Origin of the sequence: Heliomarina baculiformis (assembly GCF_019966545.1) — a bacterium.
Classification (GTDB): Bacteria; Pseudomonadota; Alphaproteobacteria; order Rhodobacterales; family Rhodobacteraceae; genus Heliomarina; species Heliomarina baculiformis.
Genome location: NZ_JAIMIC010000004.1, coordinates 90,144 through 107,941, shown reverse-complemented (window position 1 = coordinate 107,941; position 17,798 = coordinate 90,144). Strand labels below are relative to the sequence as shown.

13 protein-coding genes are annotated in these 17,798 nt (G+C 59.6%); 10 read left to right on the top strand and 3 right to left on the bottom strand.

The features are described from left to right. Positions 1–46 precede the first annotated feature (46 nt). Genes MF268_RS10365 through MF268_RS10350 form a run of 4 tightly spaced genes read left to right on the top strand, consistent with a single transcriptional unit; the run spans position 47 to position 4,383 of the window. Positions 47–946 carry an ABC transporter permease gene (locus tag MF268_RS10365; protein WP_238371130.1) on the top strand — a complete coding sequence of 300 codons (900 nt, stop codon included), beginning with the start codon at positions 47–49 and terminating at the stop codon, positions 944–946. 1 nt (position 947) lies between these two features. Next, the gene (locus tag MF268_RS10360; protein ID WP_088632056.1) at positions 948–1,742 is read left to right on the top strand and encodes an ABC transporter permease; all 795 of its coding nucleotides are present in this window, start codon (positions 948–950) and stop codon (positions 1,740–1,742) included. An 18-nt stretch (positions 1,743–1,760) separates the two neighbouring features. Further along, positions 1,761–3,350: a zinc-binding metallopeptidase family protein gene (locus MF268_RS10355; RefSeq protein WP_238370795.1), complete on the top strand. Its 1,590-nt coding sequence runs from the start codon at positions 1,761–1,763 to the stop codon at positions 3,348–3,350. A 25-nt stretch (positions 3,351–3,375) separates the two neighbouring features. Then, a complete protein-coding gene (locus MF268_RS10350; protein WP_238370794.1) occupies positions 3,376–4,383 on the top strand; it encodes a dimethylarginine dimethylaminohydrolase family protein in 1,008 nt (335 codons plus the stop codon). Positions 4,384–4,400: 17 nt separating this feature from the next. On the opposite strand, the gene MF268_RS10345 is transcribed toward MF268_RS10350, so the two are convergent. After that, positions 4,401–5,309 carry a LysR family transcriptional regulator gene (locus tag MF268_RS10345; protein WP_238370793.1) on the bottom strand — a complete coding sequence of 303 codons (909 nt, stop codon included), beginning with the start codon at positions 5,307–5,309 and terminating at the stop codon, positions 4,401–4,403. A 115-nt stretch (positions 5,310–5,424) separates the two neighbouring features. Between MF268_RS10345 and MF268_RS10340 the strand changes: the two genes are divergently transcribed. The 3 genes from MF268_RS10340 to MF268_RS10330 are packed head-to-tail and all read left to right on the top strand — an operon-like array spanning position 5,425 to position 8,742. Beyond that, entirely contained in the window at positions 5,425–6,414 is a 990-nt protein-coding gene (locus MF268_RS10340) for a membrane dipeptidase (protein ID WP_238370792.1), read from the top strand. Between the two features lie 7 nt (positions 6,415–6,421). Then, on the top strand, positions 6,422–8,101 hold the full coding sequence (locus MF268_RS10335; RefSeq protein WP_238370791.1) for a hypothetical protein: 1,680 nt from the start codon (positions 6,422–6,424) through the stop codon (positions 8,099–8,101). Further along, positions 8,101–8,742 carry a DUF3726 domain-containing protein gene (locus MF268_RS10330; protein WP_238370790.1) on the top strand — a complete coding sequence of 214 codons (642 nt, stop codon included), beginning with the start codon at positions 8,101–8,103 and terminating at the stop codon, positions 8,740–8,742. The genes MF268_RS10335 and MF268_RS10330 overlap by 1 nt, the downstream gene beginning before the upstream one ends. A gap of 349 nt (positions 8,743–9,091) precedes the next feature. On the opposite strand, the gene MF268_RS10325 is transcribed toward MF268_RS10330, so the two are convergent. Next, entirely contained in the window at positions 9,092–10,750 is a 1,659-nt protein-coding gene (locus tag MF268_RS10325; protein ID WP_238370789.1) for an NAD+ synthase, read from the bottom strand. A gap of 159 nt (positions 10,751–10,909) precedes the next feature. Here MF268_RS10325 and MF268_RS10320 point away from each other — a divergent pair, with 159 nt between their 5' ends. Beyond that, positions 10,910–12,310, top strand: a complete 1,401-nt coding sequence (locus MF268_RS10320) for an MORN repeat-containing protein (RefSeq protein ID WP_238370788.1) — start codon at positions 10,910–10,912, stop codon at positions 12,308–12,310. A gap of 158 nt (positions 12,311–12,468) precedes the next feature. Here MF268_RS10320 and MF268_RS10315 read toward each other — a convergent pair whose 3' ends face one another. Next, on the bottom strand, positions 12,469–14,229 hold the full coding sequence (locus MF268_RS10315; RefSeq protein ID WP_238370787.1) for a sensor histidine kinase: 1,761 nt from the start codon (positions 14,227–14,229) through the stop codon (positions 12,469–12,471). Between the two features lie 550 nt (positions 14,230–14,779). Between MF268_RS10315 and MF268_RS10310 the strand changes: the two genes are divergently transcribed. Beyond that, a complete protein-coding gene (locus MF268_RS10310; protein WP_238370786.1) occupies positions 14,780–16,354 on the top strand; it encodes a 2-isopropylmalate synthase in 1,575 nt (524 codons plus the stop codon). Between the two features lie 302 nt (positions 16,355–16,656). Beyond that, on the top strand, positions 16,657–17,703 hold the full coding sequence (locus MF268_RS10305; protein ID WP_273544985.1) for a rod shape-determining protein: 1,047 nt from the start codon (positions 16,657–16,659) through the stop codon (positions 17,701–17,703). Positions 17,704–17,798: the final 95 nt, after the last annotated feature.

Sequence of the window (17,798 nt, the reverse complement as noted above, 5' to 3'; positions counted from 1 at the left end):
TTCTTTTCCGGCAGAACCCGGCCTCAACACAGGATACCGCTTGACGATGGCAACGACCGGCACCTCGGCGGCACATGCGCAAAATTCCCCCGGCAGGCTGACTGTTAACAGCATAATGGGAAGCGAAGGCCGCTATTGGCTGTTGATTGCACCTGCCGTCCTTCTGATGCTCGGGTTCTACTTCTATCCGCTCGCCCGCGTCCTCTGGATGAGCTTCACCTTTCCAACCCCCGGCCTTGGCAATTACGAGGACCTGATCGACAATGCCTCGGTGCACCGGACCCTGATCACCACCGCACGCATCGGCGTGATCACCACCGGCCTGACGTTGATATTCGCCTATCTGATCAGCTACGTGCTGGTACATGCCAAGCCCAAGGTCGAACGCATCATGTTCCTTGGCGTGCTGATCCCGCTTTGGATCTCGGCACTGGTGCGCGGCTTTTCATGGTTCATCCTGCTGCGCCGAGAAGGCACCATCAACGATGTGCTGATCGGTACCGGCATCATCGACACGCCGCTTGACCTGATCTGGAACGAGTTGGGCGTGGTCATCGGAATGGTCCACTACATGCTGCCGCTCGGCGTGCTGCCGATCTACGCGAATATGCGCAATATCGACACGCGCTGCGTCGCCGCCGCCCGGGGCCTGGGTGCCTCGCGTGGCGTGGCCTTCCGCAAGGTCTTCCTGCCCCTCTCCATGCCCGGCGTCATCGGCGCAGGGATCCTCGTATTCATCTATTCGCTCGGCTTTTACGTCACGCCTGCCCTGCTTGGCGGCGGTAAGACACTGATGATCGCCGAATACATCCAGCTTCAGATCATGGACCTCGTGAACTGGGGACGCGGCGCGATGCTCGCCACCACGTTGCTTGTCACGATCCTGCTGCTGCTTGGCGTGATGAGCCGCATCATCGACCTGCGCGGTCTGTTCGGAGGCAAATGAGATGGACGGTTTCAGCTCTCAACCGATCTCACCGGCAACCCGTACGACCGCATGGGCCATCATCGCCTTTCTGGTCCTACCGATCACCATCGTCTTTGCCGTCGCCGTTACCGACCGCGACTACCTCGCCATGCCGGTCGACGAGATCTCTTTTCAACACTACGCCAACCTGTTCACCTCGCCCGAATGGCTCCACAGCATCTGGCAAAGCTTTGTCATCGCCTTTGTATCGACCGCCATCGCCGGTCTGCTCGGCACGCTCTGCGCCATCGGATGCTGGCGCATTTCCAACCGGCTGAGTGAACTGGTCCGGGTTTTCATGCTGCTGCCGGTCATGGTGCCCACCATCGTCTATGCGCTTGGCATCTATCAGTTCTTTGCCGAACTGCGCCTGCTCGACACCTATCTCGGGCTGATCATCGCCCATGCCGTCACCGGCCTTCCTTATGTGGTGATCACGGTTTCCACCTCGCTCGCCGGATTCGACGGCAAGCTCGAACGCGCCGCTCTTGGCCTTGGGGCCAGTATGGGCCAGACCCTGCGCCTCGTAATCCTGCCCAACATCATGCCCGGCGTCGTTTCGGGGCTGATCTTTGCCTTCATCCACAGCTGGGACGAACTGGTCATCACGCTTTTCATTGCCGGGCGCGCCGTGTTTACCCTGCCCCGCCGCATGTGGGACGGCATCAACGAAGCGCTCGACCCCACGATGGCCGCCGTCGCCGCAGTTCTGGTCGTGATCACCGTCGCCCTGCTGACGCTGGAATTGCTCCTGCGTGGCCGGGCCAAGAAGTAACTGACAGGAAAGACCCCGATGTCCATGGATACGCCGCAGAAACAGACAGCCGTCGACTGGGTAGAAGAAAACACACCCCAGCTGTCACAGGATCACAAGACGATCTTTGATTTTCACGAACCGTCTTGGCGCGAATACAAATCCGCCAAATGGTACGTGGAACGCCTGCGCGCCGAGGGTTTCACGGTCGAGGAAGGTTCAGGCGGGATGCCCACCGCCTTTTGCGCGGAATGGTCCAATGGAGAAGGCCCGACCATCGGGGGCTACGCTGAATATGACGCGGTGCCCGGCATGTCGCAGGACGCGGTCCCCTATCGCGCGCCGCGTCCCGGCACCAACCGCTATGCGGCAGGCCATACCGATCCGCACTCCGGCCTTGGCATCGGGTCGTTCGCGGGTTTCCTCGCGGCCAAGCATGCGATGGAAAAGCACGACATCAAGGGCCGCCTGAAGTTCTTCGGCGAACCGGCGGAAAAGATGTGCGGCTCGAAACCGGTCCACGCGACCAAGGGCTATTACAACGATCTCGACGCCGCGATCAGCTTTCACCCCCACAGCTTTGCCAACATGGGCAACAGCTGCTTCTGGGACACCCACAGCGCCCCCTATTGGAGCCGCATCTACACCTTCCGCTGCGACGAGCCGGAAACATGGCAATCCAGCAAGGCCGACGGTGGGCTTGCGCATAAACACTTCACTGCCCGAGCCCCCGGCGCCATCGACGCGGTTTGCATGATGTACACCTCCGGCAAGTACATGAAGGAATCCATGCTTCCCCACCAAGGCAGCTGGAGCCTTAACGAATTCATCGTCCAAGCCGGTCAGGCCACCGCCGACAACATCGCGCCGGGCTTTTCGCAGATCCAGTATTCGTTGCGCGCGCCGCTACTCGACATGTGCGAAAGCGTTTTCGAAGTGCTCGACCGCAATGCCGAGCATTGCGCCGCGATGGCACATTGCACCGTCGAAAAGGCATGGGTAACCCGGACCCGTGCCGGTCTTCCCAACCATGCGATGGCCAGCGTCACATGGGAAAACCTGCAAAAGGTCGGCGCGCCACAATGGAACGAAAAGGCCCGTGACTTTGCCCGCGAGATCCTGTCGGGCCTTGGCTATGAAAACGTCGAAGACCCCTTCGTCCCCGAGATCCAGAAACTCACCAGCCCGCAGGATGGCGAGGCCGTCTTCCGCAAGCAGCTTCCATCGTGGCAGATGCATCTCGCAGCGGACGATTACGTCGACTACACATGGCACGCGCCAACCGTCCGCCTTTACATCGGTCGCCCGACGCTTCAGATGCCCGATGGTGCGCGCTGCCCGGAATGGGCGCGGCTTGCGATGGGCGGGGTTGCCGATTGCATCGACCCGATGTGGATCACCGCCGGCAAGGTGATCGGTGCCACCATCATCGACCTGCTCACCGACGGTGAAACACTCGACAAGGCGCAGGCCGAATTCCGCGAGCGCACCGGAGGCGGGATCGGCGGCGACAAATGGGTCGCGCCCCTGCTGCCCGCCGATTACGAACCGCCGGTCTTCTACAAATGGCCCGAATACGTCGAAACAGTTCGCGGCGAGGAATGGTCCATTCCCTACACTTTCAGCTGACCCCTAGACACGCACGGAGACACACATGTCGATCATCACCGAACACGAGTATCGGTATAACAACCTGATCAAGGAATTCGGATCAAAGGCCGAACCGGCCTTTGAAAGCGAAGAGGAACAGGTCAACGTCTGGGGCCGCCGCTGGGGCTGCAACAACGATGTCGGCCAGCTTCGCATGGTGCTCATGCACCGCCCGGGCGACGAGATGAACATCGTCGACCCGTCGAAGAAACTGAATGACATCGGCGCGTGGGGCGACGTCAAGGCGGGCTGGTACTGGCGCGGGCCGGAACTTCCCGATTTCGACGAAATGCGCTCCCAGCATGACGAATACGTCAAGGTGCTGCGCGAGGAAGGCGCCGAGGTCGTCTATCTCGATAAATGCGCCGAGGGTAAGATGAAGTCGGTCTATTGCCGCGACAGCGTGATTGCCGTCGATGGCGGCGCGATCGTCACCCGCATGGGCCCGCCGATCCGCCGGGGCGAAGAACTGCCCGTCACGCGGACGCTCGCCAATCTCGGCATGCCGATCCTGCGCACCATATCCGGCACCGGCCTGATGGAAGGCGGCAGCTTTGCCTTCCTCAATCCAACCAATGCGGTTGTCGGCATCTCCTCGCGCGTTAACGAGGAAGGCGCGCGGCAGGTCGAGGAAATACTCGCCCCGCAGGGCGTAACCCTGCACCGAGTCCAACTGACCGGTTACCGTCTGCACATCGATGGTAATTTCGTCATGGTCGACACGCATACAGCTTTCCTGAACCCCACGCTGCTGCCCTTTACCTTTCTCGAAACGCTGGAAGAACTGGGCATCAAAATGGTCGATGTCAGCCCCGACGATCACCCTGGTGTTCTGAACGTGTTGGCAACCCGCCCCGGCCGCGTGATCGTCGGTCACGGCATTTCCGAGCGCACGCAGGAAAAGCTGGAAAAGGCAGGTATTTCGACCCGTTACGTCGAATACGACAAGGTCGCCCAAGGCGGCGGCGGTCTGCACTGCTCGACCGGCCCGCTGATCCGCGATCCCCTCTGAACACTAGCGGGTGGCGCTTACGGCGCCACTTCGCCCATATCAAAGGCCACCGCGTCGCTCAGGACAATCTCTTTCAGATGATCCCGAAACGCGACAGCCGCTGGCGCCAGATAGGCGCCGCGCTTTTGCAGCAAACCGATATCCCGCCAAATCGCACCCTCCGCGCCATGAAACGGTAGGCTGGTCAGCCCCGTTTCCAGCGATACCGCCAGTTCCGGCAGGATCGTCACGCCGATCCCCTGTCTCACCAGCGCGATCAGCGATGTCATGTTCCGAACCATCAATCGGGCGCCGGTACGGGCCGCCAAAAGATCACTGCCCGGAATGACGGCCGTGGACCCGTTCGCGATCACCGTTTCGTGCTTTAGATCCGCGACGGTTATAGGCTTGTACAACTCGGCCAGCCTGTGCCTCTCACCGCACAGAACCACGAACCGATCCGAAATCAGCCTCTCGAACTCTACCTGCGCCCCCTGACGCGGTCGTCCGCCCACTCCAAAATCGATGGCCCCGGTTTCAACCAGCGACACGACACTTTTCGTATCTCCATCCATCAGGTCCAGTTCAACCTCGGGGCGCGTTTCCAGAAAACTGGAGATTGCCAGCGGCATGATCCGGTAGCCAATGGACGGCACCGTGGCAAGGTTCACGCGACCTAACTCGTTACGCGCAAAGGCCCGGATAGACTCCGTCGCCCGCTCGAAAGAGTCGATCTCGGCACGCGCGATGGCATAGACGTGTTCCCCCAGATTGCTCAGCTTTGCCTTGCGGTCGCCGTCGAACAGGGTACCGCCGATGTTCTCTTCAAGCTGCTTCAGGCTCATGGAAACCGCCGCCGGGGAACGACCGCGCCGCTCTGCCGCGTGCAGGATATTGCCCGCCTCGGCCACCGCGACGAACATTTTAAGCGCTTCGTGCTTGATCATGGCCAGCCATATCCACTTCAATTTCCCTGAAACAAATGCCAGAAGTTTCGATTTGCCTCAAGTAAACCCATGGCGTCAACTGAGGACGCAACCTTTGTCATCCCGGGACGCGATCATGCAGGACACAGCCGAAACTCCATCGCTTCTGATCGACGGGCTTCAATATTGCGACTGGTCCGAAGACGTATTTCGAGAGATGGTGGAAACCGGCATGACCGCGATCCACGCCACTGTCACCTACCACGGCAATTTCCAGATGTTTGTGCAGGACGTGATCGACTGGAACCGGCTATTCGAAACCTATCCGCAATACATCATCAAAGGCCGCAGCGCCGCAGACATCCTCACGGCCAAGGCCTCTGGCAAAACGGCCGTCTTTCTCGGGTCGCAGAACCCGTCGCCAATGGAGGACAACCTTGGGCTTTTCGAGGTTGCCCATGACATGGGTCTGCGCGTCATGCAGCTGACCTACAACACGCAAAGCGCATATGGCTCTGGCTGTTTCGAACCCACCGATAACGGCATCTCTCTCATGGGTCGCGAAGCCATCGCCGAAATGAACCGGCTCGGGATGCTGATCGACATGAGCCACAGCGGCCCGATCTCGACCCTGCAGGCCATCGACCTATCGCAGCGCCCTATTTCTATCACCCATGCCAATCCCTTGTTCTGGCGCGACTCCGCTCGTGGCAAGAGCAATGACATCCTGCGCGCGCTCGGACAGACTGGCGGCATGCTTGGATTGTCTCTCTACGCCCACCACCTGCGCAACGGCGCCGATTGCACGCTTAGCGATTTCTGCGAAATGGTCGCGAAAACCGCCGAGATCATAGGCCCTGAAAACATCGGCATCGGCAGCGATCTCTGTCAGAACCGCCCCGATAACGCAGTGGCCTGGATGCGCAACGGCATGTGGCGCAAGGACAGGCAGCCGGTCGCCTTCCCCGAACAGCCGGCATGGTTCAGCAGGATCAGCGACTTTCCCGGCATCGCCGACGGGCTGCGCAACGCCGGGTTTTCCGATGCCGAAACGAACGGTATAATGGGTGGCAATTGGATGAGGTTCTTCGAGCGTGCCTTCCAACCCGCCGTATCACAGGGGTAGCGGACGCATGGACAGCGCAAGTCCAGCATTGAAACGGCGCACCCCTGATGAGGTCATGACCTTCAGAACGCTCGGCGCGATGTTTCCCACACGCCTCAGCTTCATGCGGCTCCTGCTGCGCTGCATGGCCCGCGAAAAATGGAAGATGGATCCGCCCCGGCTTTCTCTTGATGCGCAGGGTTACGGCACGGCGATCTACACCATCCGGACACCTCAACGCGCCTATAGCCTCGTAGCATTCTCTCAAGAAATCCCCGATGAGCGTCGTACCGATCGGGTCATCGCCGAGGTCTGGGACACTACCTATGTGCTCTACGACGGCATTCCCGATCAGGCCGAAATGGACCGGCTGTCAAACTGCGTCCCGCTGCAAGAGGCAGGCCGTTTCACGCCACGCGAACTGGTTCTGTCGCGCGCCAACAAAAGTCTCCGGATGTTCGATCACGTTGCGAATAAACTCGCCAGCGGGCAACAACCCGCGCTCGCTGATCTGCGCCGCGTGGGCTATCTGATGCGAACCACCGCCGTTTACGGCAATGGTAAGTTCGGCATCGCAGATCGCAGCCGGATCGCGGATCGCGCGGAATTTCAGGCCCCCTTTCAGGCGGAAATGCTGACCGTCTGGCTGATCCGTCTCTTCACGCTCGACCTTGTCGAACATGTCGCGCGGCATCGCGGTGGCGCATCGGCGGTGCCCCTTGCCATACGTATCCGCCGGTTCATCGGGATCGGAAATGCAACCGGGCTGGGTATGGCGCCCTTCCTCATCAATCACCCTGAACTGATCGGTCGCTGGATCGAAGCGCGCGAAACCGCCATCGCACGGGTCCGCGGCATCGCCAAACCCACGCGAACCGAGATCGGGACGTTCCTTCGATGCGCCGAACGCGCCCTGTCGTATCTTGGCGAATGGCCGGTCGAGGATAGCGGATACGCCTTTCGCATCCGAACCACGATCCATGAAATCGAAGGCATGATCACTTGGCTAAGATCGATCACCGATCCGACCTACCTGTGGGATCAAATCGCATGCCATGCCTTGGCCAAATTCTCACCCGACGGCGCAGAAATGACGCTGAGCCTGATCCTCGAACCCTACGGCGATCTGATCGACGATCTGGAAGAGAGCATGTCGTTACACGATGGCACCCCGATCCGTGCAGATCAGACCCTCTCGGACCTGCGCCGCCGTCTCGTGGCGACCTACGGCTGGGCGTTGGGGCCAGACTTGTCGCAAGAGCGGCGGCGTCACTTCTGGTATGTCTCCGCCGCCAAGCAGGAACCCCGTCTTGGTGAAATCGGAGAGGACGAAGGCGACGACAAGGCCTTTGCCTTCGACTACGCGTTTCAGGCCCGATCTCTGCTGGCGGCCATCGACAGCCTTCCACCGGATGCGGATCTGGGCAGCCTGATCCTGCACCACCCGGAGCTGCTCGACCTTATCGAAAGGCTGGAGATTCAGCAGTCCAAGCCGTTTGCCGAAATTCGCGAAAACCTTGTGGGTCCGGATCTTGTGCCGCTTGCACTGCTACGCTGCAAGCTGGCCTTTTTCGGCGCCGCCAAGTTTGACCCGCTTTCCGACAAATGGCTCCGCGTGACGCTGTTTCAGGGGGCACCCAGTTCCATCGCCGACCTGCAAGAGACACCTGACGACTGGATCTTTGCGCATATCGGGCAAGAGCACTGATGGAGCTCGCCCATTCGGAATTCGCCGCCCTGCTAACCAAGGCCGCGCGCGGCGTGGGGCTTCCGGACGGCCTCGCCCGACAGAACGCCGCTCTCGTCGCCCCCCTTCTCACCGCCGGTCTTCCAGCTGCGGAAATTGCCGCCCATGTTCTCACGAGTTTTGCGACCGGAGCTTCTGTAAAAGCAGATCACAGGATCGTTGGAAAGACCCTGTTCTTGGCTGCTGACAAGCCGCTTTCGACTTTTGCCTCCGGTATAGGCGCGGCGTATTGGCTTGCCGGAGGCGACGGGCGACGCATCGAAGGTAGCACGCCCGATGACGCCCGCTGGCTGCTCGCGGCGATCGCGTATTGTACCCGTGCCAGCGGCAAGATCTATGCGATAAGGCAGCCAGATGGTCAGGTGATCGGTACGACGTGTGACGGCGCTGTCATCATGAAAAACTCCGAGGCCGACATGCAGCCCGACAAATTTGTTATCGAAAGCCAAAGTGTTTCGGCACACCCAACAAGCAAAATACCCGCTTATGGAACCGTGCAGATCTCACCCGAGACGGCCACCAACCTGACAACACTGGCCAGTTTTACCCTAGTAGCCGACTCCGAGCGCTCATGCTTGAAGGGAGCAGGGCCTGGAAATTGATCTACCTGAAATTGCCAATTCTTGGGGAAAAAACTTTTCCTTTGATATTGAATATATAGCCATGAATCTCCGCCTAGAACAAAAAACTGCACGAGTTAATGGTTGACAGAATAACTCGCCGCTCAATAGCATAAAACAGGCAAACTCAACTGAGATGAAAGCCACTCACAAAGGACTCGCCGGGACCAATCGACTTGCGAACCAATCACGCGCTATTTGGGGTTAGCCGTGAAATTATAATGGGTTAGCAGGATTTCATTGCGAAGTTCAGCGCGAGAAAGCAGTCGAGCAGAAACGAAACCGCCCGACATAATTGTCGGGCGGTATTTTTTCGACAACATGCCTGAAATCACGACGGATCGCGCCACTGGTTCGCGATCGGATAGCGCCGGTCGAGCCAGAAAGCCCCCTTGGTCAACCGGGCCCCGGGAGCGGACTGGAACCGCTTGTATTCACTGATATAAATCAGTTTTTCGACCTTTCTCGCGACCTCGCGCTGAAAGCCCGCCGCAACGACATCTGCGATCGATCCATTCTGATCCACAAGGATTTCAAGAATAGCATCAAGTTCCGGGTAATCGGGCAGGCTGTCGCTGTCCTTCTGGTCGGCGCGAAGCTCGGCCGAAGGCGGTTTCTCGATCACGCGGACAGGTATGACCTCGCCTTCGGGCCCCATCATCCAGTCGCGATGATTGGCGTTGCGCCAGCGACAAGTCTCAAAGACCCGCGTCTTGTAGAGATCCTTGATCGGATTATAGCCCCCCGCCATGTCGCCATAGATCGTGGCATAGCCCACGGCGACCTCGGACTTGTTGCCGGTGGTGAGAAGCATCTCGCCGAACTTGTTCGACATCGCCATCAGCAACAGCCCCCGCAAGCGCGACTGGATGTTCTCTTCGGTCAGATCGGGTTCTCGCCCCTCAAACAGCGGCGCGAGCGTTTCGGTGATCGCCGCCCTGCCCTTGCTGATCGGCACATAATCGTAATGGCAGCCCAACGCCTTGGCGACCGCCTCGGCATCTTCCAAGGACTCCGGCGAAGTATATTCCGAGGGCAGCATCACGCAGCGCACGTTTTCCGGACCCAGCGCATCCGACGCAATCGCGGCAACAATCGCAGAATCCACGCCGCCAGACAGGCCCAGCAGAACCTTCTTGAAACCCGTTTTCCCCATATAATCGCGCAGTGACTGCACCATGACACGGTAATCCTGTTCGTAATCGTCCGGGTGCGGGTGTTCCTTGCCCTCGACAATGCGCCAACCCTCAGATCCGCGCTCAAGATCGACATGCGTGATTTCTTCATCGAAGAGAGGCATCTGGAACGCGAGCCGACCGCCGGGATTGAGACCAAAGGTGCCGCCGTCAAAGACTTGGTCGTCCTGCCCACCAACCATGTTCAGATAGATGAGCGGCAGGCCGGTCTCGACCACACGCGCCACCATCTTGTTCAGTCGTGTTTCGAATTTGCCCCGGTAATAGGGCGACCCGTTCGGCACGAGCAGGAACTCGGCCCCGGTTTCCGCCAGTGTTTCGGCCACGTCCTCGTGCCACGCATCTTCACAAATTGGCGAGCCGATACGGGTATTTCCGACCGAATAGGGACCGCCGAGAGGGCCGGAGTCGAAAATCCGAACCTCGTCGAACACCGTCTCATTGGGCAGGTGATGCTTCAGAACCGTGCTGGCGATCTTGCCGCCCTTGAGGATGAAATAGGCATTGTAGAGCTCGGTGCCCTCAACCCAAGGCCCGCCAACGGCCAGCGCCGGGCCTTCCGCGCAATCCACTGCCAACTTTCGAACTTCTTCGATGGCCGCGGTATAAAAGGCAGGTTTACGCACCAGATCCTGCGCGTTGTAGCCGGTAATGAACATCTCGGTCATCGCCACAAGGTCGGCCCCGGCCTCTCGCCCTTTTTCCCATGCGTCGCGCGTCATCGCGGCATTGCCCGCCAGATCGCCGACGGTCGGATTGAGTTGCGCCAAGGTTATGCGGAAACGGTCGCTCATACGGCCCCCTGCCATTTCAGTGCTTTGACGTCTTTACCAGATCACCCGCCGGGGAAAAGCGCTTTGCGGCAAAAGACATTGCCCCAAGGGACCACCTCGCCTAATTTCACCTGTGACCGCACTGAATACCGGCGGCACAACGGGCTGACAGGACAAATTATGAAACGAACCAGATTATCACTCGCCACGGTCGTAGCGATTTCTCTGGCAGGCGCGCTCAACGCTCAATCCTCCGAGGTCATGGTGACCCAGGACGATATAGGCGGGGTCTACGAAGGCACGTTCCGCAACGGTTTGCAGCACGGCACCGGTACCTACACGCTTCCCAACGGTTATGAATACACCGGCGAATGGGTCGATGGCGAAATGAAGGGCGTCGGCACGGCCCATTTTCCCAACGGGTCCGTCTATGAAGGCGAATTCGCCAAGGGCAAGCCCGAGGGGATCGGCAAGATCATCCTCTCGGACGGCGGCACCTACGAGGGCGAATGGAAAGATGGCAAGATCAACGGGAAGGGCATTGCGATCTATGCCAACGGCGTGCGCTACGAGGGCGATTTCGTCGATGCCCAGCACCACGGCACCGGCACCATGCAAAGCCCCGGCGGCTATGAATACAAGGGCGGCTGGGACAAGGGACAGAAACAGGGCGAAGGCACCATCACCTACCCCGATGGCGCGGTCTATGAGGGCGAGGTAAGTGAAGGCGAGCGCAACGGTCAGGGCAAGCTGACCCTGCCCGACGGTCTCACCTACGTCGGATCGTGGAAAGACGGCCAGATCGACGGCACCGGCACGCTGACCCAGCCCAACGGCGATGTCTACACAGGCGAACTGGTTGCCGGCCGCCGTCAGGGCAAGGGCCGCGTCGAATATGCCAACGGCGATGTGTACGAGGGCGAATTCGTTGATGACCGTCGCAACGGTCAGGGGACGTTCACCGGCACCGATGGCTATGTTTACACCGGCTCATGGGTAGCCGGTCAGATCGAAGGAGACGGCAAGGTCACCTACCCCGACGGTTCCGTCTATGAAGGCCAGTTCCGCTCGGACCTCGCCGACGGAAAGGGCAAGATCACCTATCCCGATGGCTCGACCTACGAGGGCGACTGGGTTGCCGGCGTGATCGAGGGCGAAGGCATCGCGCATTTCGCCAATGGAACGGTCTACGAAGGCGAATTCAAGAACGCTCGCAACCACGGACAGGGCGTCATGACCTACCCCGACGGTTATCGCTACGAAGGCGAATGGCAGGACGGGCAGCGGCACGGTCAGGGAACCGCTACCTATGTCGATGGCTCGGTCTACACCGGCCAATTCGTGAACGGCAAACGTCAGGGCGAAGGCTCGATCACCATGACGGGTGGTTTTGTCTACCGAGGCAACTGGGAAGACGGCGAAATCAACGGCGAAGGCGTCGCGACCTACGCCAATGGCGATGTCTACGAAGGCGCCTTTGTCGACGGCAAGCGGCAGGGTCAGGGAACGATGCGCTATTCCTCGGGACAGGAAGCATCGGGCACATGGGAAAATGGCGCGCTGAGCAAGCAGGACGGCTGAAGCGGTAAGCATCTGCCACGGCCAAGGAGCGTACTGACCTGGCCGGGGCAGTGGCGTCACATCACCCGTCGGGCGGCCATCAAGCCCTGCTCTCCGACTGGACCCAGCCCAACACCGTTAAATCAGAACAGGAAGACGCGGAACACGATTCTGAACGGCTACTTCGCCGCCAGTGGCAACGTCACCGTGAAGGTCGTCCCTTCGCCCAGCACGCTTTCGTATGAAAGTCTGCCGGAATGGCGTTGGACGATGCGGCGGCTGATATGCATGCCAATCCCCGAACCGCCGCCCATGCGCGTATCCGAGGAATCTAGCTGGGTGAACATGCCAAAGACCTGCTCTTCGGACCCTTCGGGAATGCCATGACCATTATCGCTCACACGGATCCGGGCATTGTCCTCGTCGCTGTCCAGCGTGACGACGATCTTTACAGGGTCCCCCGAAAACTTGATCGAATTGGAAAGGATGTTTTCCACAACCTGTTCCAGCGCTTGCTTTTCACCTTCTACAGCCAGCGGCAGATCGGGCAGATGCGTTTCGATCGTGACAGTCTTGCTGCGGCGTTCTTGCTTCACCCGGTCGGCCACGCGTTTGACCAGATCGTCCAGAACGATCCGGTCGAATTTCATGTCCTCTTCGGAATTCTCGAACCTCTGAACCGCGAGCAAGTCGTTCACCAGCCGCGACAGGGTCTCGGCGTTGGTTTCAGCGAGAGTCAGGAGGCGCTCAAAACTTTCAACGTCCCCCTTGTCCTTGATCCGGGACATCAGCTGGACCGATCCCTTGATTACTGTCAGAGGCGTCCGCAATTCATGCGTGATGGTCGAAAGAAATTGGCTCTTGGCAAGATCGGCCGCCCTCGTCCTCGCAGCCGCCTCTTCACGTGCGGTCACGTCCATCAGGGTCAGAAGCCAGCCAAAGCGCTTGCCCACATGCGGCAGCACCAGCGGGTTCACACGTGGCGCAAATTTCCGCCCGCCGGCCTCGATGATGCGCATATCGCCATCATCCCCGTTTTCGCCAAGCTGTGACACCATTGTGCCAAGCTGCGGATGATTGACGACACTCTGACTGCCAGACAGGCCCTCAAGGTGGAAAACCCGTTTTGCATCGGGGTTCGCATCCAAAAGCTTGCCTTCATCGGTGATGAACAGTATCGGATCGCGGGAATTGAGATAAAGATAATCCCGCCCGATGGATTTCATGTCCATCCAGCGTTTGTCCAGCATCAGCCAGATGACCACGCCGGCCGATAGCGAAATAAGCATCGGTGTGGGATCAAGCCCCAGGATCGTCACGTCCGACGTGAGGTAAACAGCGTTCCCCAGCCAGGGAAATGCCGTCGCGATCAGCAATTTCTCTACGAAACGCCGCACAACGACCGGTGCTTTTAGCGCGGCGCGTACCGCAAGGAACAACGACGCAAACAACACGGCATTGATGAAAACCATGAAAAAGTAGAAAACTGCCCCATGGCCGAATTCATAGCCACGCTCGGCACCGGATTGGATCGGGCGAACATACGTATAGAAATGCTCCGCCGACGGAGAAACACTCGCGGCGACGAACACCACAACTGGCGTGATCAAGATACATTTCACCCAGACCAGCAAAGGCACGGATTTGCGCGTCGCGTATTCGTAGATAAAGAAAGACCAGGCCGAAATGGTCACGACGATGGGCGGCCAAGCCGCTTCGCCCCAGAACCGGGCGCATTCGGCGGTGTGGCTCGACGCTTCGAACATCGGGCAGATCAGCCAGAAAAAGCAGCCGTAAAGCGCCAGCCTGGCCCATTTATGCCCGCGCGTGTTCGGATAGCGGTTGAGCGCGACCAACACCCAGGCGACAAAACCGCAGGTCACCAAAAGGACAATAACCGCCGGGTCGCTGACGTTCAGCTGCAGGCAAGACTGTCTCAATTCAATTGAACCTTAGTACCCATTACCGACTGCCCCGGGCATTTTTTGCCCGGAGTGACCGGGAACAGTACCCTGATTTTTGGATTGGGTACTTTAACGAATATAAAGAATCCACCCGTGCGCGAAGAAAATCAGAAAAGAAGAATGTTAATGTCTCACTTTTAGCGCAGGTATTGAGGCCTTCAGAATATATTTTGTAACTAAAATTACTTCGCCGTTCCCTGACCGAATGCGGCAAGCGGGAAAATCTACTACTCTTAAAGGATTATCGAAAGTCCCGTTGGCACTGATCTTAGCCTCTCAAGGCTCTGCAGTTCCCGCCAAAAGTAAGTGCACAGGGAAATTCAGGGGTTTCCATTTACCAAGATGGCGATATAAATCGCAGCCATGACACGCCACGCACATATCGCGACCCTGTCCGCTTCATGCGGCGCCGTCCTGCGTGGACTACTGATCCTAACCCGCCTCTGAGCGTGCCATCCGGCGCGCCCGCTCAGAGGAGGCAGCCCGCGCGCCATTGGCTTTAGGACAGATACGGAAAGAAACCCAAATGACATATGCAACTGACAAAGATCGCGTTCTGATCTTCGACACGACCCTTCGTGACGGCGAGCAATCGCCCGGCGCGACCATGACCCACGCCGAAAAGCTCGAAATTGCCGGGCTGCTGGATGAAATGGGCGTCGACATTATCGAGGCCGGGTTTCCCATCGCCTCCGAAGGCGACTTCAAGGCAGTCAGCGAAATCGCGCAGAACTCCAAGAACAGCGTGATCTGCGGCCTTGCCCGCGCCCAGTTCCCTGACATCGACCGCTGCTGGGAGGCCGTCAAGCACGCCGCCCAACCGCGCATCCACACCTTCATCGGCACCTCGCCGCTGCATCGCGCCATCCCGAACCTCACGCAGGACCAGATGGCCGAGCGCATCCATGAAACCGTGAGCCATGCGCGCAACCTCTGCGACAACGTGCAATGGTCACCGATGGATGCCACCCGGACCGAATGGGATTACCTTGCCCGCGTTGTGGAAATCGCGATCAAGGCCGGGGCGACCACGATCAACATTCCCGACACCGTCGGTTACACGGCGCCCGCCGAATCCGCCGATCTGATCAAGCGCCTGATTGCCGAAGTCCCCGGGGCCGAAGACGTTGTCTTTGCCACGCACTGCCACAATGACCTTGGCATGGCGACGGCGAACTCGCTGGCCGCAGTTGCGGGCGGCGCGCGCCAGATCGAATGCACCATCAACGGCCTTGGCGAACGCGCAGGCAACACCGCGCTCGAAGAAGTCGTGATGGCGCTCAAGGTCCGCCATGACATCATGCCGTGGACCACTGGCGTCGATACCACCAAGATCATGAACATCTCGCGCCGGGTCGCGACCGTGTCGGGCTTTCCGGTGCAGTTCAACAAGGCCATCGTCGGCAAGAACGCCTTTGCGCATGAATCCGGCATCCATCAGGACGGCATGCTCAAGAACGTCGAAACCTTCGAGATCATGCGCCCGGCCGATGTAGGCCTGACGGAATCCAACCTCGTCATGGGCAAGCACTCGGGCCGAGCCGCGCTGCGCGATAAACTCAAGAACCTCGGGTTCGAGGTCGGGGACAACCAGCTCAAGGACGTCTTCGTCCGGTTCAAGGAACTCGCCGACCGCAAGAAAGAGGTCTATGACGAAGACCTCATCGCACTGATGCGCGTAGGCGAAGACCCCGAGAACGACCGCCTCAAGGTCACCGACCTCAAGGTCGTCTGCGGCATGCACGGTCCTCAGACAGCCGAGCTGACCATGATCATCGACGGCGCGCCGCAATCCACAACCCAATCCGGTGACGGCCCGGTGGATGCGACATTCAACGCGGTCAAGGCGCTCTTCCCGCATTCCGCGCGGCTGCAGCTCTATCAGGTGCACGCCGTGACCGAAGGCACCGACGCGCAGGCAACGGTCTCTGTCCGCATGGAGGAAGACGGCCGCGTCGTCACCGGCCAGTCGGCGGATACCGACACCGTTGTCGCTTCGGCCAAGGCCTATGTGAACGCGCTCAACCGCCTCATCGTCCGGCGCGAAAAATCCGCCCCCGGCGAGGACAAGCGCGAAATCAGCTACAAGGACGTGTCCTGAGACGAAAGGGGCGCGGTCGGCTGATCGCGCCCCGAAAATCGCTGGTGCGGCATCAAACGACCGCTTCCCAAGTCAAATGAATATCTCTAGACTCGCCTTATGACCCGCTTGCTTCGACGCAGGTTCACAGCGTGGAAATAGGCACACCGGCTAAGCAGACCCCGCAAATTTGGCGGATTGGCGCTAGGTAGCGCTGAAACGACCCTTTCACACATCGTTCACCAAGCCTATAACAACCACGCCTGTCGTCTCACACGAGTCGAGGGCCAATAGGCAGTAGATTTTTACAGGATCCAGACTTCATGGGAATCTTTGACATATTCGGTGGCCTGTTCACGTCGGACATGGCAATCGACCTCGGCACTGCGAATACGCTCGTATATGTCAAAGGCAGGGGGGTCATCCTAAGCGAGCCCTCCGTGGTCGCCTATCACGTCAAGGACGGTGTAAAAAAGGTTCTGGCCGTAGGCGAGGACGCCAAGCTGATGCTTGGTCGCACCCCCGGTTCCATCGAAGCGATCCGCCCCATGCGCGAAGGCGTCATCGCCGATTTCGACACCGCCGAAGAGATGATCAAGCACTTCATCCGCAAGGTGCATAAGCGCTCGACCTTCTCCAAACCCAAGATCATCGTCTGTGTGCCCCACGGCGCGACCCCGGTTGAAAAGCGCGCGATCCGCCAGTCGGTTCTGTCGGCAGGTGCGCGCCGCGCCGGCCTGATTGCCGAGCCCATCGCCGCCGCCATCGGCGCGGGGATGCCGATCACCGACCCGACCGGCAACATGGTTGTGGATATCGGTGGCGGGACCACCGAAGTGGCGGTCCTTTCGCTCGGCGATATCGTTTACGCCCGATCGGTCCGCGTCGGCGGCGACCGCATGGACGAGGCGATCATCTCTTACCTGCGCCGCCAGCAGAACCTGCTTGTCGGTGAATCGACCGCCGAGCGCATCAAAACCTCGATCGGCACGGCGCGCATGCCCGATGACGGGCGCGGCAGCTCGATCCAGATCCGGGGGCGCGACCTGCTCAACGGCGTGCCGAAGGAAATCGAAATCAGCCAGGCCCAGGTAGCCGAAGCGCTGGCCGAACCGGTACAGCAGATCTGCGAGGCAGTGATGGCCGCGCTCGAGGCAACGCCGCCCGATCTCGCCGCCGACATCGTCGACAGGGGCGTGATGCTCACCGGTGGTGGTGCACTGCTCGGCGATCTCGACCTGGCGCTGCGCGAGCAGACCGGGCTGGCGGTTTCCATAGCAGATGAATCGCTGAACTGCGTGGCGCTTGGCACCGGCAAGGCACTGGAATACGAAAAACAGCTGCGTCACGCGATCGATTACGACAGCTGACACCGTCTGACATCCCGGCCCCGCCGGTTGTCAGTGAAAGATCAGGATCGCATCTCAGGGGCGCCAAGACGTCCCCGATCCATTGACCAGAGGGC